The 13,361-nt window shown below is 66.3% G+C and carries 8 protein-coding genes; 2 read left to right on the forward strand and 6 right to left on the reverse strand.

All coding sequences use genetic code 11. The annotated features are described in order from the left end of the window. Positions 1–138: 138 nt before the first annotated feature. From FHS74_RS01235 to FHS74_RS01250, 4 genes are all read right to left on the reverse strand, one after another. Entirely contained in the window at positions 139–7,731 is a 7,593-nt protein-coding gene (locus tag FHS74_RS01235; RefSeq protein WP_184796694.1) for an autotransporter outer membrane beta-barrel domain-containing protein, read from the reverse strand. Between the two features lie 410 nt (positions 7,732–8,141). Next, positions 8,142–8,579 (reverse strand): NUDIX hydrolase, encoded by a 438-nt coding sequence (locus FHS74_RS01240; protein WP_184796696.1) that lies wholly within the window; start codon positions 8,577–8,579, stop codon positions 8,142–8,144. 321 nt (positions 8,580–8,900) lie between these two features. Further along, entirely contained in the window at positions 8,901–9,740 is an 840-nt protein-coding gene (locus tag FHS74_RS01245; protein ID WP_184796698.1) for a DUF3108 domain-containing protein, read from the reverse strand. A 112-nt stretch (positions 9,741–9,852) separates the two neighbouring features. Then, on the reverse strand, positions 9,853–10,425 hold the full coding sequence (locus tag FHS74_RS01250) for a YqgE/AlgH family protein (protein WP_184796700.1): 573 nt from the start codon (positions 10,423–10,425) through the stop codon (positions 9,853–9,855). A 324-nt stretch (positions 10,426–10,749) separates the two neighbouring features. Between FHS74_RS01250 and FHS74_RS01255 the strand changes: the two genes are divergently transcribed. Then, entirely contained in the window at positions 10,750–11,232 is a 483-nt protein-coding gene (locus FHS74_RS01255; RefSeq protein ID WP_184796702.1) for a peroxiredoxin, read from the forward strand. A 111-nt stretch (positions 11,233–11,343) separates the two neighbouring features. Here the strand turns inward: FHS74_RS01255 and rnhA are convergent, their stop codons facing one another. Next, positions 11,344–11,787, reverse strand: coding sequence for a ribonuclease HI (gene rnhA, locus FHS74_RS01260; protein WP_184797279.1), 444 nt, complete (start codon positions 11,785–11,787; stop codon positions 11,344–11,346). Positions 11,788–11,822: 35 nt separating this feature from the next. Continuing rightward, positions 11,823–12,830: a homoserine kinase gene (locus tag FHS74_RS01265; protein ID WP_184796704.1), complete on the reverse strand. Its 1,008-nt coding sequence runs from the start codon at positions 12,828–12,830 to the stop codon at positions 11,823–11,825. Between the two features lie 321 nt (positions 12,831–13,151). On the opposite strand from FHS74_RS01265, the gene FHS74_RS01270 reads away from it, so the two are divergent. Further along, positions 13,152–13,295: a hypothetical protein gene (locus tag FHS74_RS01270; RefSeq protein WP_184796706.1), complete on the forward strand. Its 144-nt coding sequence runs from the start codon at positions 13,152–13,154 to the stop codon at positions 13,293–13,295. Positions 13,296–13,361 lie beyond the last annotated feature (66 nt).

Consider the following 13,361-nt stretch of genomic DNA (forward strand, 5'->3'; position numbering starts at 1 on the left):
GTGATCAGCATCACCTGCAGATGCCCACCCGCACCCGGATGGGGATGGCGGCGTCCTTGTCGCCCCCTCCTTTGCCGCCGATAGACGAACGGCCCGGGATCATCTCCCGGGCCGTTGTCGTTCGCGTTGAGGGGTGTCTTACCAGCTGAGGCGGAGGCCGGCGGTGAAGACGTGGTCGGTTTCGTGCCGGCGGAGCGTGCCGTCGTAGTTGGCGTAGAGGTTGAGGTTGTCGCTTTGCTGCAGGGTGAGGCCGCCGCCGATGCCCAGCGCGTTGGCGCCGGTGTCGGGGCCGGTCACGGCGAAGGTTGTGCCGGCGAAGGCGGCCTGGCTGGTCAGGGCCCGGTCGCGGAAGTCGTGCAGCCAGGATGCCCGGACGGTGGGGGTGATCACCGTGCCGCCGTCCGTCTTCCAGCTGCCGCTGGCCCGGGCGCCGACGCTGCTCTGCAGGGCGGTGGCGTCCAGATCCTGCAGCACCAGGTTCAGGGCGCCGGCCCCTGTTTCCGTGAAGCCATCACGGCCGACCCGCAGCCACTGGATGCCGGCCTGCGGCTCCAGGGTCAGGTTGGAGACCCGCATCCGGTAGCCGGCGGTGACGCCCGCGCCCAGTTCGTCGCCGGTGGTGTGGCCGAAGGCGGTGCGGCTGAGGCCGCCGAAGCCCATGGTTCGCGCCGTGTCGTACCGGTCGTAGGTGTAGCCGGCGTTGCCGGCGACGAAGAGGCCGTCCCCCAGGTCGGCATTGCCATAGGCCGACAGGCCATAGCTGCTGGTCTCGTTGGAGCCGCCGGAGGTGCTTTGCAGCAGCGTGCCGGCCAGGCCCAGGGTCACGCCCGGCGCCACCGTGCGGTCACCGCCGAACAGGCCGCCGCCGGTGTTGCTGTGCCCGCCCTGGGCGTTGCCGTCGCTGTCGACGCGCGAGAACGCCCCCAGGCCCTGGGCCCAGAAGTGCCAGCCGTCCTCGGCCGCCGAACCGGCGGCCATGCCGCGTTCATCGGCTGGCGCCGCCTCACTCCCGCTGGCCATGCTGGTGTAGAGGGTGCGGCCCACCAGTTGGGCCTGCATGGTGCCCTGCATGCCGCCCGACACGCCGTCGCGCACCGCCGCCAGGCGCTGGCCCAGCACCTGGGTGGCCGCCAGGCCCCGGGTCAGGCTGTAGGCGGCGATGTTGGCATGGGTGCTGCCGCCCATCTGCGCCAGGGCGTCCAGGGACGCCGCCGTGCTGGGCAGGCTGTAGAGGGCTTTCAGCACGGTGGCCAGGTCGCTGCCGGCCGGGGCATTCAGGCCCGCCACCACCCGGCCCAGCGCCTGCTGGTTGGCGCTGGCGCCCAGGGACGCCAGGCTGCCATAGGTGGGGGTGACGAACAGGTCGACGGCGTTGGTGGCGTACAGCGCCGTGAACTGCGTGCCCGTGGCCAGGCCGCTGGCCGGCTGGACGACGCTGGTGAAGGTGCCGCTGACGCCGCCCGCCGCCTGGACGACGGTGAAATCCGTGCCCAGGCTGGGGGTGTAGGTGTTGCTGGCGTTGCCGGTGATGCCGCGCAGCTTGGGGGTCAGCACGGCGCCCGAGCCGATGACGTAGCTGCCGCCGGTGACCAGCACGCGGGAGTAGTTGCCCGCGCCGGACCCGGTGCCCGTGCCATCGATGTCGATGGACAGCACCGACTTGGCGCCCTGGGTCAGGCCGTTGGTGAAGGTCAGTGTGCCCGGCGAGTTGCCCGGCGCCAGGATGCCGGAGACCGAGGCCGACCCGGTGACCACGCCCGAGCCGCGCAACGTTCCACCCGATCCGACCGTGACGGTGCCCGACGCCTGGCCGTTGACCGCCACCAGGCCGCCGTTGACCGCCAGCGGCGCCGTGACCGTGCCGCCAAGGTTCAGGCTGCCACCCATCACCTGCACCGCTGTGGTGCCGGTGATGATGGCACCTGCCGTCTGCGCCAGGGTGCCACCGGTGATGGTGCCCAGGGTGGCGCTGCCGCCGGTAAGCGAGACGGTGCCGCCGCTGATCATGCCGAGGCTTCCGTTCCCACCGCTGACGGAAACGGAGCCGCTGTTGACAGTGGTCAGACTGGCGGTGCCGCCCGCAAGCGACACGGCGCCACCACTGACGGTGCCCAGGGTGGCGCTGCCGCCGGTAAGCGACACGGTGCCGCCGCTGATTGTGCCGATGTTGGCGCTGCCGCCAGTCAGGCTGGCCGCGCCGCCGCTGATCGAGCCCACCGTGGGCGTGCCCCCGGTGATGGCAAGGGTGCCGCCTGTCATCTGGTCCAGCGTGCCGTTGCCGCCGGCGATGGTGGCGGTGGAGCCCGCCGTCAACTGGCTGTTGCCAACACTGACGATCAGGTCTGTCAGCCCGCCCGCGAGGGTGGTGGTGACGGTGGTGGTGGTATAACCCGGCGCCAGCGCCGTCACGCCGCTATAACTGGAGGTGGCGTCACCTGCCGTCACGATGGTGTAGCTGGCGCCGCTGGTCAGGCCATAAGCGTATTGCGAGGTCAGGACGACGGTGGCGCCGCTGATGCTGGCGGTGCCGCTGACGGTCAGATTGTTGATGGTGGTACCGGTGGCCAGCACGGCCAGTGTGCCGCTGGACTGGCTGTAGTTGCCGGTGATGGTGGTTGGGGCGGCCAGAACCAGGCTGCCGCCATCCGCGACCAGGGTGTGGCCGGCGATGCTGACCATGTCGTTCAGCACCAGGTTGCCGGCGAGGGTGATATTGCTGTTGGTGCTGGCCAGGGTGCCCGGCGTGCCGCCAGCACCCGTCAAGGTGCCGAACACCGTGCCAGCGCCGCCGGTGATGCTGAGCGCCTGGCCCCCACTGCTCAGGATGTCGCCGGCGATGACGCCAGTGTTGACGATGGGACCCAGGGTGCCGCTGTCGGTGTTGCGGAGGGCGGCCACGGCACCGGTGATGGTGCCGCTGTTGGTCAGCGTGCCAATGGTTCCGGCGTTGATGATGCCCGTCTGCCCGCCCTGGATCAGGCCGCTGTTTGTGATCGCGCCGATGGTGGCGTTGACGGCGCCGTTATCGATGCCGGCCCCGGCCACGCCCAGGATGGTGCCAGCGTTCACAAGTGTACCGATGGTCCCGCCGAGGGGGCCGGTGGTGCCGACCACCGTGGTGATAGTTTCGCCGTAGTTACTGGAACTGATCACCGTGGCGATGCTGGAAGACAGGCCGTTGACGATGCCGCTCTGGCCGCCAGTGATGAGGCCACTATTATTGAGGGTCGAAAGGTTGCCGCCCGCGTTGCTCAGCGTGGTGGATGTGTCATTGGTCCAGAAATAGTAGTGACCAATCGGGACATAGCCGGTCAGGACGGTTTGTGAGGTGAAGGCACCAACGTTCGCAATGCCTGCGCCCGTCCCGCCGGTGATGGTACCGTTGTTGGTGAGCGTATTGATCAAGCCGGCGGATTCCAGGCCGTCCATGCCGCCGGTCAAGGTGCCGGAGTTGCTGAGCGTACCTATGCTGCCAGTTTGGGGATAGGTGCTGGCGCTATACGGCGCGTTGCCGAAGAGGTATGTCAGAAAGGTGGAACTGCTGGCGGTCACCCGGATTGCCGCAACGCTCCCTTTCTGGACGCCTACATTTTCCAGCGCCCCGAGCGTGCCCGTGTTCAAGACGCCCACGGCCCCGCCAGCGATGGTGCCATCGGCAAGATTGAGCAAGGTGCCCAGTGTGCCTGCATTGATCCTGATGCCAGCGCCCGTCGTGCCCGTGTCGATGATCTGGCCGTTGTTGACCAGCGTTCCGAGGTTTGTGGAGTTCAAGGCGACGGCTGCTGTGGTCCCGAGGGTTCCAGACCCAGTGGCGAGCAAGGTGCCGGTGTTGACCAGCACGCCGATTGACGTCGAAACGCCCAAAAAGGTATTGGATCCGCTGCTGGCGATGGCCGTAAGCGTGCCTATGATTAGGCCTTGGTTCAGCAGCGTGCCGATGTTGCTCTGGGCGACGTTGATGCCGATGCTGCCACCCGTGATCGTGCCTGTGCTGGTGTTGACCAAGGTGTCGACCGACATCACGCTCTGGGTATAGTAGTACGACTGTCCCAGGAAGATACCGGTACCCGCCGTTCCCGCGATCAGGCCCGCGTTCATCAGGGTGTTGATGGTGCCGTTCATCAGGGAAAGACCAACGGTGCCCCCCACGATGCTGGCGCCCGCGGCATTGTCCAGCACACCGATGGAGCCTGGGGCCGCCAGCACGGTTACACTGCAAGCGCTGTTGAAGCAGCCGGTATAGCCGGTCCCGTTCATGGCCAAGCCGGTCTTGCCACCGCTGATGACGCCGTTGTTGCTGAGAATGCCGATGGTGCCGCCGCCGACGGCCATGCCCACGGAGCCACCGGATATGGTGGCGCCGGCGGCATTGGCCAGGGTGCCGACACTGCCGTATTCCAGCGCTGAATTACCCAGATCGGCGTCGACTTCTAGGCCGATGCCGCCGTGATTGTTCTGGCCCCACGTATAGTCGCTGACGATAACCCCATTGTTGATCAGGGTCCCGATGGTATCGCCGTCCACATGGATGCCTTGGCCCAGGCCGCTGATGGTGGCGCCGCTGGCGTTGACCAGGGTGCCGATGCCATGCGGGCCGACGATGCTCAGATAGCTGGAAAGGCCGACGACGACGCCGGCGCCGTTGCTGGCCCCTGTGTCACTGATCAGGCCGTTGTTGGCCAAGGTTCCGATATAAGCGTTGGTGATGGACACGCCATAGAATCCGCCGGTAATCGTGCCGGTGGCTGCGTTCGTGAACGTGCTGATGGTGCCGGTGGCGGCGGAGAACCCGGTGAAATACGAATCTATAAGGCCGGCATTGCTGATTGTCTGGGCGAAGCCGCCCAGGAGGATGCCGCCGATGGTGCCGCCGGCCGTATTGGTGAGTTGGCCGATGGTCGATTGCAGCAACTGATTATTATAGCTGTAGGTCGTGCCGGTTACGGTGGAGCCGCTGAGGTTAAAGTATCCCAGCTCTAGAACACCGCGGATGACACCGTTGTTTGTCACCGTTCCAATGGATGCCCCGGTTGCCGAAAGGCCGTAGCCAGCCGCGCTCCCGATGGTGCCGCCGGCCGCGTTGATCAACTGGCCGATGGTGGTTTGCACCATCATGTAGCCATAACTCGAAACCGTACCGCTGCTCGCGTAGGTGCTGAGAGTGACCGAATTCAGGTCCACCCAGCCATTGATCACGCCCGCATTCGTCAAGGTCCCGATGGACGCCCCCTCGGCTGACAGGGCCCTTGTTCCATAATATCCGTTGTTGGCTCCAAGGCCAATGGTGGCACCGGCGGTGTTGGTCAACTGACCGATGGTGGATTGCACCACCTGGTAGGTGGAACTCGAACTCGTGCCGTTGAAGGTGTAAGTGGTGGCGGCGGCCGAACTCAGAGTGACGCCGCCATTGATGAGGCCGGCGTTGGTGAACGTTCCGATGGAGGCGCCCGTCGCCGACAGCGCCCCGCCCCATCCGCCATTTCCGATCGTGCCGCTTGCGGCGTTGAGGATCGTCCCAATGCTGCTGGCCTGAAACGTGTAGCCCTGGGTGCCGTAAATGCTGGACACTCCGACGTCGACGGCCGCGCCATAATAATAGCCGCTGGTCGTGGGCGCGATGATGCCGCTGTTGATCAGGCTGCCGATGGTGCCGCCGGTGACGCTGATCCCCCCCAGTGTCGCACCGGCATCGTTGCTGATGCCAGCGATGGTGGCTTGGGGCGCCGAGATGGATCCGCCGATTTTACCCGCATTTTCAATCGTCTGCGCGGATGTCCCCAGGAAAATGTTCCCGGTGATGGTGGCGTTGGCGGCGTTGGTGAGCTGTCCGATGGTGGATTGTACCACCTGATAGCCAGAACTGTAGGTGGTGCCGCTGCTGGAGTAAGTGTATAGGCTGAGCGCGCCCAGGTTGAGATTGCCATTGATGACGCCGGCGTTGCTGAGGGTGCCGATGGAGGCACCCGCGGCTGACAGGCCGCTTCCGCCACCAAGGGTGCCGATGGTGGCGCCGGGCCCATTGATCAACTGTCCGATGGTGGATTGCACCACCTGGTAACCATAGCTGTAGGTGGTGCCGCTGCTGGAGTAGGTGGAGGCGGTGGCGGAACTTAGATTGACGCCACCACTGATGATGCCGGCGTTGGTCAGCGTTCCTATCGATGCGCCCACGGCGGAGAGGGCGGTTCTGCCGCTGATGGTTCCGGCTTGAATGGTGGCACCAGCCGCATTGGTCAATTGACCAATGGTGGATTGCAGTTCCTGGTAACCAGAGCTGTAGGTGGTGCCGCTGCTGGAGGAACTGTAGATGGAGGCGTTGTCCAGGTTCACGCCGCCATTGATGAGGCCGGCGTTGGTGAACGTTCCGATGGAGGCGCCCGTCGCCGACAGCGCCCCGCCCCATCCACTATTTATGATCGTGCCGCTTGCGGCGTTGAGGATCGTCCCAATGCTGCTGGCCTGAAACGTGTAGCCCTGGGTGCCGTAAATGCTGGACACTCCGACGTCGACGGCCGCGCCATAATAATAGCCGCTGGTCGTGGGCGCGATGATGCCGCTGTTGATCAGGCTGCCGATGGTGCCGCCGGTGACGCTGATCCCCCCCAGTGTCGCACCGGCATCGTTGCTGATGCCAGCGATGGTGGCTTGGGGCGCCGAGATGGATCCGCCGATTTTGCCCGCATTTTCAATCGTCTGCGCGGAGGTTCCCAGGAAAATGTTCCCGGTGATGGCGGCGTTGGCGGCGTTGGTGAGCTGTCCGATGGTGGATTGTACCACCTGAGAGCCAAAGCTGTAGGTGGTGCCGTCGCTAGAGTACGGATACCGCCTAAGTGCGCCCAGGTTTAGGTCGCCATTGATGACGCCGGCGTTAGTGAGGGTGCCGATCGAAGCGCCCACGGCCGACAGGCCAGTTCCGCCACCGACGGTGCCGATGGTGGCGCCTGTCCCATTGATCAACTGTCCGATGGTGGATTGCGCCACCTGGTAGCTGAAGCTGGAGCTCGTGCCGCTGCTGGAGTAGGTGAAGGCGGCGGCGGAGCTTAGATCGACGCCACCGCTGATGATGCCAGCGTTGATGAGCGTTCCTATCGAAGCGCCCACGGCGGAGAGGGCGGTTCTGCCGCCGAGGGTTCCCGCTTGAATGGTGGCACCAGCCGCATTGGTCAATTGACCAATGGTGGATTGCAGTTCCTGGTAACCATAGCTGTAGGTGGTGCCGCTGCTGGAGGAACTGTAGATGGAGGCGTTGCCCAGGTTCACGCCGCCATTGATGATGCCGGCGTTGCTGAACGTTCCGATGGAGGCGCCCGTCGCCGACAGCGCCCCGCCCCACCCACTATTTATGATCGTGCCGCTTGCGGCGTTGAGGATCGTCCCAATGCTGCTGGCCTGATACGTGTAGCCCTGGGCGCCGTAAATGCTGGACGGTCCGATGGTGACGATCGCGTTGTAGTAGTAATAGCTGCCGGTCGGGGGCGCGATGGTGCCGCTATTGATGATGGCTGTCAGCGAGCCGGAGGCATTGACCGCGGCGGCGAAGGTGCCGCCGCTAAGCGTCCCCTTATTCACCAATCCACCCGACGTGATGCGCACCGGTCCGGAGTTGCCCGTGATGGTGGTGTCGGCGCGGGCGCCGCCGTGCCAGGCGGCGGACAACGCCAGGACGGAGGCGCCCAGCAGCAGTGTCTTGGGCAGCAAGGCTTTGGAACGGGGCAGGGCGGCGGTCAGCATATCGGAAGGCACTCCCAGGCAAATCAATTTCGGCAAGACGCGGCACGTCAGGACGGGCAACGGCGAAAGGCCGTTCCCGGCAGCGGGAAGGAGGGGAAGGACTTAATCGGCAGGGGGAGGGGCGAGGCCTGACAGCGCCGTCAGGTCAACAAGGGGGCACCGCGGGCCGAAGCAAGCCGAAACGTGCATGTCTGAACGCAACCCCAACCAAATGCGCATTTATGAGCGAAGATTAGCCCATAAGGGGTATTTGTTAATCCAATTTTTGCAAATGAACGGATTTGACCGCAGCGACCTCTCTTGCGGGTGGTCCACATCGGTATCGACTTACGGATGTAGCGTTCCGGCCGGGCGCGGCTCGGCGGCGTGGCCATATGCCGCGTGTGGCCCGAGGGGACTCGACTGACGGCTTACAAGTCCTCATGCGCCGCCATGCTGGCCAGCGAGAGCAGAATGCTGACCAGGCCCCCTTCGGCCACCATCAGGGCCGCTTCCGACGGACTGACCCAGCGGCGTTCGCGCTGGCCTTTTTCCGGCCAGTCCTCCAACTCCCGCTCCACCTCGAACAGATAGGCGTCGACGGCGCAGGGCAGGCGCTTGCCCGAAGGCATGACCTTGAAATAGTGGAAGGTGCCGATGGGCTTCTTGTGGATGGTGCCGATCAGGCCCGCTTCCTCGAACGCCTCGTTCGCCGCCACGCCCCGGGCGTTCAGCTTTTTCTCTGGCCAGCCCTTGGGCACCACCCAGCGCCGAGTTTCCCGCGAGGTGATCAGCATCACCTGCAGATGCCCATTCCGCACCCGGATGGGGATGGCGGCGTACTGCCGCTCGGTAACGTCACCGTCCATGGACGGCGGACCGGAAACAGGTTTGGGGACGACGGCGTTGGACAGGGAGCGGGACCTTGGTGATAGGGGTGGAACAAGCTTCAGGGACAGGGTGCGACATAACGGCGCGCCTTCATCGTACACCCACAACCCCTGTTTGGTATAATCCCTGAACGGTTGCCACGCCGTAAACGTTTTCAGGCGTCTAAGATAAAAATCCAACCGCTTGTCGCCAAATCGCCGGGATGGCGCTCGTCTGACTATTCTGACCGGATGGTCAAGGGGAGTAAAGGGGGTGTCATCCTCGGGCCGGGCGTCGGCTGGCAGGGCGACGGGGGCGACTCAGCGGGGGGGTAGCACGTCGACCTGGGCCAGATGCCCCACGACATGGGTGAAGAACAACTCCCCCGCTTCAAGCCGGACGGGCACCACCGGCCCGCCGGGTACTGGGCGCCCCACCCACAAATCGAAGCCCCGGGGCTTGCCGTCCGGCGCGGCCGTCCAGAAATTCTGGGTCCCGCGGCCCGCCTGCTGGAAGCCGGCCACCGGCAGGATGGAGACCCGGCAGCCGATGGCTTCGCCGCTGAACACGGTGTAATCCGATTTCTCGATATGCCGGCTGGGGCGGTTCTCCATCACCACGTCATAGCGTCGGCGGCCGTCATAGACGGGCAGCCGGCTGGCACAACTGCCCGCTTCCGCATGCCGACTGATGGCGGTGGCGGCGCTCAGCAGGTCGACGGTACCGGGGCGCTTCTCCGGTGGCACGGCGTTGGCGTCGTCGGTCGACGGCGGCGGCGTCTGGGTGAAGGTCACCGCCGTTTCTCCCGTGCCGTAGGGGGTGGCGTACTCCAGCGTGGCGTCCCAGCTCTTGTCACGCAGGGTGCGCAGGCTGTGGAAATGGCGCGGGGCGACGCCGTTGACGCCGCCGAACTGGCCTTCGGCCTCGGCGGTGTAGGACCATTTGATCAGTCGCGCCAGCAGGTCGCCGGCGTCCGCCGCGACCTTGACGCGGTAGCCGCCCCCGTCGGTCTCCGTCTCCAGGGTCATGCGCCCCATCTTGATTCCGCCGACATAGACGTCATAGCCCAGGCGCAGATGATGAGGGGGCGCCACCAATGGCGGGGCCTCGGTGGCGCCCCCTGGCGCGGCGGGAAGGGTGATCAGCGCGGCGACCGCCATTGCAGCGCATGCGGCGGCCCGCAAGGGGCGGCGGGGGCGGACGGACGGGGCGGGGCGATGCGCGATCATGCGGCCATGATCGGGGCCGAAAATGGCGGGGGAAAGGCGAGGGTCAGGCGTGCCCGACCTCGGCCGACAACATGGGCAGGCTGACGCCCAGCTTGGCGATCGCCCGCTCCCATTTGGTGTCCATGTCGTCATCGAACAGCAGGTTCGCGTCGGCGGGGACGTGCAGCCAGCCATTGGCCTGCATCTCCTGGTCCAATTGCCCGGCGCCCCATCCGGCATAGCCCAGGGCCAGCAGGCACTGGCGGGGGCCGCGCCCCTCCGTTATGGCCCGCAGGATGTCGACCGTGGCGGTCAACGCCACCTCATCCTCCACCCGGAGCGTGCCTTCGCGCTGATAGTCGGTGCTGTGCAGCACGAAGCCGCGCCCCGGTTCGACCGGGCCGCCGAAATGCACGCGCAGCCGGTCGCCCGGGTCGCCGCCGTCGATGCCCAGCTGCTCCAGCAGGCCGCCGGCGTCGATGCCGTCGAACAGGCGGTTGACCACCAGGCCCATGGCGCCGCCGTCGGTGTGGGCGCAGACGTAAATGACCGTCCGCGCGAAACGCTCATCCGGCATGGACGGCATCGCCACGAGCAGTTGCCCGGTCAGGAAACGTCGGATGGTTGTGTCCTTCATGGGCGGCGCCTTCCCTCATGCTTCCGGCTTCCCCGATTGGAAGCCATTCGGGCCCGGCCTGGCCGGCCCGCTCGATCACACGGCCATTCCATGCCCATAAGCCTAGCATGGCCGTACCCTGTCGTCGCCCCCGAGGGGCGGGATCACCCTGTCCTATTCAGGTCATATTGCGCGCCGGCGGCTGGTGACAAGGGCGGGCGGTCCGTTTCCCTTGCCCATCCGCCCCCTGGGGCCTAGAACCACGGGGGCACGAGAGACCCGCAAACGCATTCCCATAGGCCGTGGCAAACGCCAATGGGGCCGTATTCCAGGGAGTTCAAACCGATGACCATCCAGGTTGGTGATACCTTCCCCAGCGTCGCCGTGAAGCATCTGACCGACGCGGGCATGCAGGAAACCAGCACCGAGGCGCTGCTGAAGGGGAAGAAGGTCGTCCTTTTCGCCGTGCCCGGCGCCTTCACCCCCACCTGCTCAGCCAAGCATCTGCCGGGCTTCGTGCAGAATGCCGAGGCGCTGAAGGCCAAGGGCGTCGATGCCATCATTTGCCTGGCGGTCAACGATCCCTTCGTGATGCGGGCCTGGGCCAAGGCCAACGACGTGGGTGATACGGTGTTCATGCTGCCCGACGGCAACGGCACGCTGACCCGTGACCTGGGCTTGGTCATGGATGGCACCGCCTACAATCTGGGTCAGCGCAGCCAGCGCTTCGCCCTGGTCATCGACGACGGCGTCGTCACCCGCGTGGACATCGAAAAGCCCGGCGCCTTCGAGGTGTCCAGCGCCGAAGCGGTGCTGAAGAACCTGTGAAGCCAGGGGCGTGCCAGCGGCAGGCGATTTTGACTCATGCCGCTGGTATGCCCCGACCGGGGCCTTTGGCGTAGCGACGCGCCCGCCCGCCCGCGCTTGGGGAGGGGCGAATTACCGTCCGCGGGCTTCCGCCAGGCCTTCGCGCGCCAGCTGGTCGGCGCGTTCGTTTTCGGGGTGGCCGTTATGGCCGCGCACCCAGTGGAACACCACCTCGTGCCGGTCGGCCTGGGCGGACAGGCGCTGCCACAGATCCACGTTCTTCACCGGCTTCCGGTCGGCGGTCAGCCAGCCCTTGGCCCGCCAGCCGTGGATCCATTTGGTGATGCCGTCGCGCAGGTACTGGCTGTCGGTGTGCAAATCCACCTTCACCGGGCGCTTCAGCGTCTCCAGCGCCTGGATGGCCGCCATCAGTTCCATGCGGTTGTTGGTGGTGTCGGGCTCCCCACCCTTCAATTCGCGCTCCGTGCCGCCCCAGCGCAGGATGGCGCCCCAGCCGCCGGGGCCGGGGTTGCCGCTGCAGGCGCCGTCGGTGAAGATCTCCACCCGCGGGCTCATGACTTTTTCGGCGATGTCGCTCAAATGGGATGTCCTTAAGGGGCGTCGGCCAGCGCCAGATCGCCCGGCGCCAGGCCATAGTCGGCCAGGCCGCGGGCCTGCTGATGGAAGCGCAGCTTGTGCAGATATTCCAGCGGGTCCTTGCGTTTCACCAAGGCGCCGGCGGGGGTGTTCAGCCAATCATACAGGCGGGTCAGCAGGAAGCGTAGGGCGCTGCCCCGGGCCAGCAGCGGCAGGGCCGCCACCTCCGCCGCCGACAGCGGCCGCACCCGGGCGTAGTTGGCCAGCAACAGGCGCGACTTGGTGACGTTGAAGGCGCCGTCGGCCTCGAAGCACCAGGCGTTCAGGCAGATGGCCAGGTCGTAGGCCAGCATGTCGGTGCAGGCGAAATAGAAATCGATCAGGCCCGACAGGGCGCCATCGCGGAAGAAGACGTTATCGGGGAACAGGTCGGCGTGGATGATGCCCTGGGGCAGGCCGGGCCGGCCACCGTGGCCGGGCCACAGGGCCGAGAGGGCGGCCAGTTCGTCCGCCAGCACCGCCGCCAGGCCGGGCTTCACACCGTCGGCGCCCTCCCGCGTGGCCGCCACCAGGCCGCGCCAGCCATCCAGCGACAGGCTGTTGGGGCGGGCAACGGCATAGTCGGCGCCGGCCAGGTGCAGCTGCGCCAGGGCCGTGCCCAGCGCCGCGCAATGCTCCGGCAGGATGCGGCGGGGCCACATGCCCGTCAGGAAGGTGACGATCACCGCCGGCCGGCCGGCCAGCACCCGCAGGGCCACGCCATCGCGGCCGGGCACCGGCTGCGGGCAGACGATGCCGCGCGCCGCCAGATGGCGCATCAGGCCCAGGAAGAAGGGCAGGTCGGCCGGGTTCACCCGCTTTTCATAGAGGGTCAGGATGTAGGGCCCCTCCGTCGTCACCATCAGGTAGTTGGAGTTCTCCACCCCCTCGGCGATGCCCTTGCACGAGATGACATCGCCGATCGCGTAATCGGCGATGAACGCGCGCAGTTCCTCATCGGTGACTTCGGTATAGACGGCCATACCCTGCGAGGTAGCGGGAATCCCGGCCGGGGTCAATGCCCGCCGGCCGCGCCGCGCCGCCCTTTTTTGGCGTCGGGAGCAGGGCGCGCCGATCGAGTGGTGGATTTGGCGACTTAATCGCCGGAATGATCACGGTGTTGCGCGTCGCCAACCGGGGTGAAAATTTTAGGCCAGCAAAAACAAAGCATTACTGCGGCTGTCGGGAGTTGGCACGGCGGTTGCTTTTATGGGGACATGGCCGACACCGCCACCGGCGACCGGCTCCCGAAACCACCGGGCTTCGCGCTCACCACCCCCGAGCCTCGCCCAACGGAGACTGACATGACCGACCTGACCTTGACCGCCGCCCGCGACTTCAACGCCACCACCGGCTTCGCCCCCCAGGGCCTCTTGGCCGGCTTGCGCCACCTGCCGCTGCTGGTCGCCACCGCCCTGCTGTCGGTCGCCATCATCAGCCTGTTCTAAGCCGCGACGACGTAAGCACCGGCTGCCCGCCTCGTCCGCCACCGCCTCTTTCTCAAGGACGCCTGC

Source organism: Nitrospirillum iridis (genome assembly GCF_014205765.1).
Classification (GTDB): domain Bacteria; phylum Pseudomonadota; class Alphaproteobacteria; order Azospirillales; family Azospirillaceae; genus Nitrospirillum; species Nitrospirillum iridis.

Bases quoted from the DNA above. Each gene is read 5' to 3' on its own strand.
- rnhA (WP_184797279.1), bottom strand. From the start codon at position 11,787: ATGAGCCCGCGGGTGGAGATCTTCACCGACGGCGCCTGCAGCGGCAAC.
- FHS74_RS01235 (WP_184796694.1), bottom strand. From the start codon at position 7,731: ATGCTGACCGCCGCCCTGCCCCGTTCCAAAGCCTTGCTGCCCAAGACA.
- FHS74_RS01250 (WP_184796700.1), bottom strand. From the start codon at position 10,425: ATGAAGGACACAACCATCCGACGTTTCCTGACCGGGCAACTGCTCGTG.
- FHS74_RS01255 (WP_184796702.1), top strand. From the start codon at position 10,750: ATGACCATCCAGGTTGGTGATACCTTCCCCAGCGTCGCCGTGAAGCAT.
- FHS74_RS01245 (WP_184796698.1), bottom strand. From the start codon at position 9,740: ATGGCGGTCGCCGCGCTGATCACCCTTCCCGCCGCGCCAGGGGGCGCC.
- FHS74_RS01240 (WP_184796696.1), bottom strand. From the start codon at position 8,579: ATGGACGGTGACGTTACCGAGCGGCAGTACGCCGCCATCCCCATCCGG.
- FHS74_RS01265 (WP_184796704.1), bottom strand. From the start codon at position 12,830: ATGGCCGTCTATACCGAAGTCACCGATGAGGAACTGCGCGCGTTCATC.
- FHS74_RS01270 (WP_184796706.1), top strand. From the start codon at position 13,152: ATGACCGACCTGACCTTGACCGCCGCCCGCGACTTCAACGCCACCACC.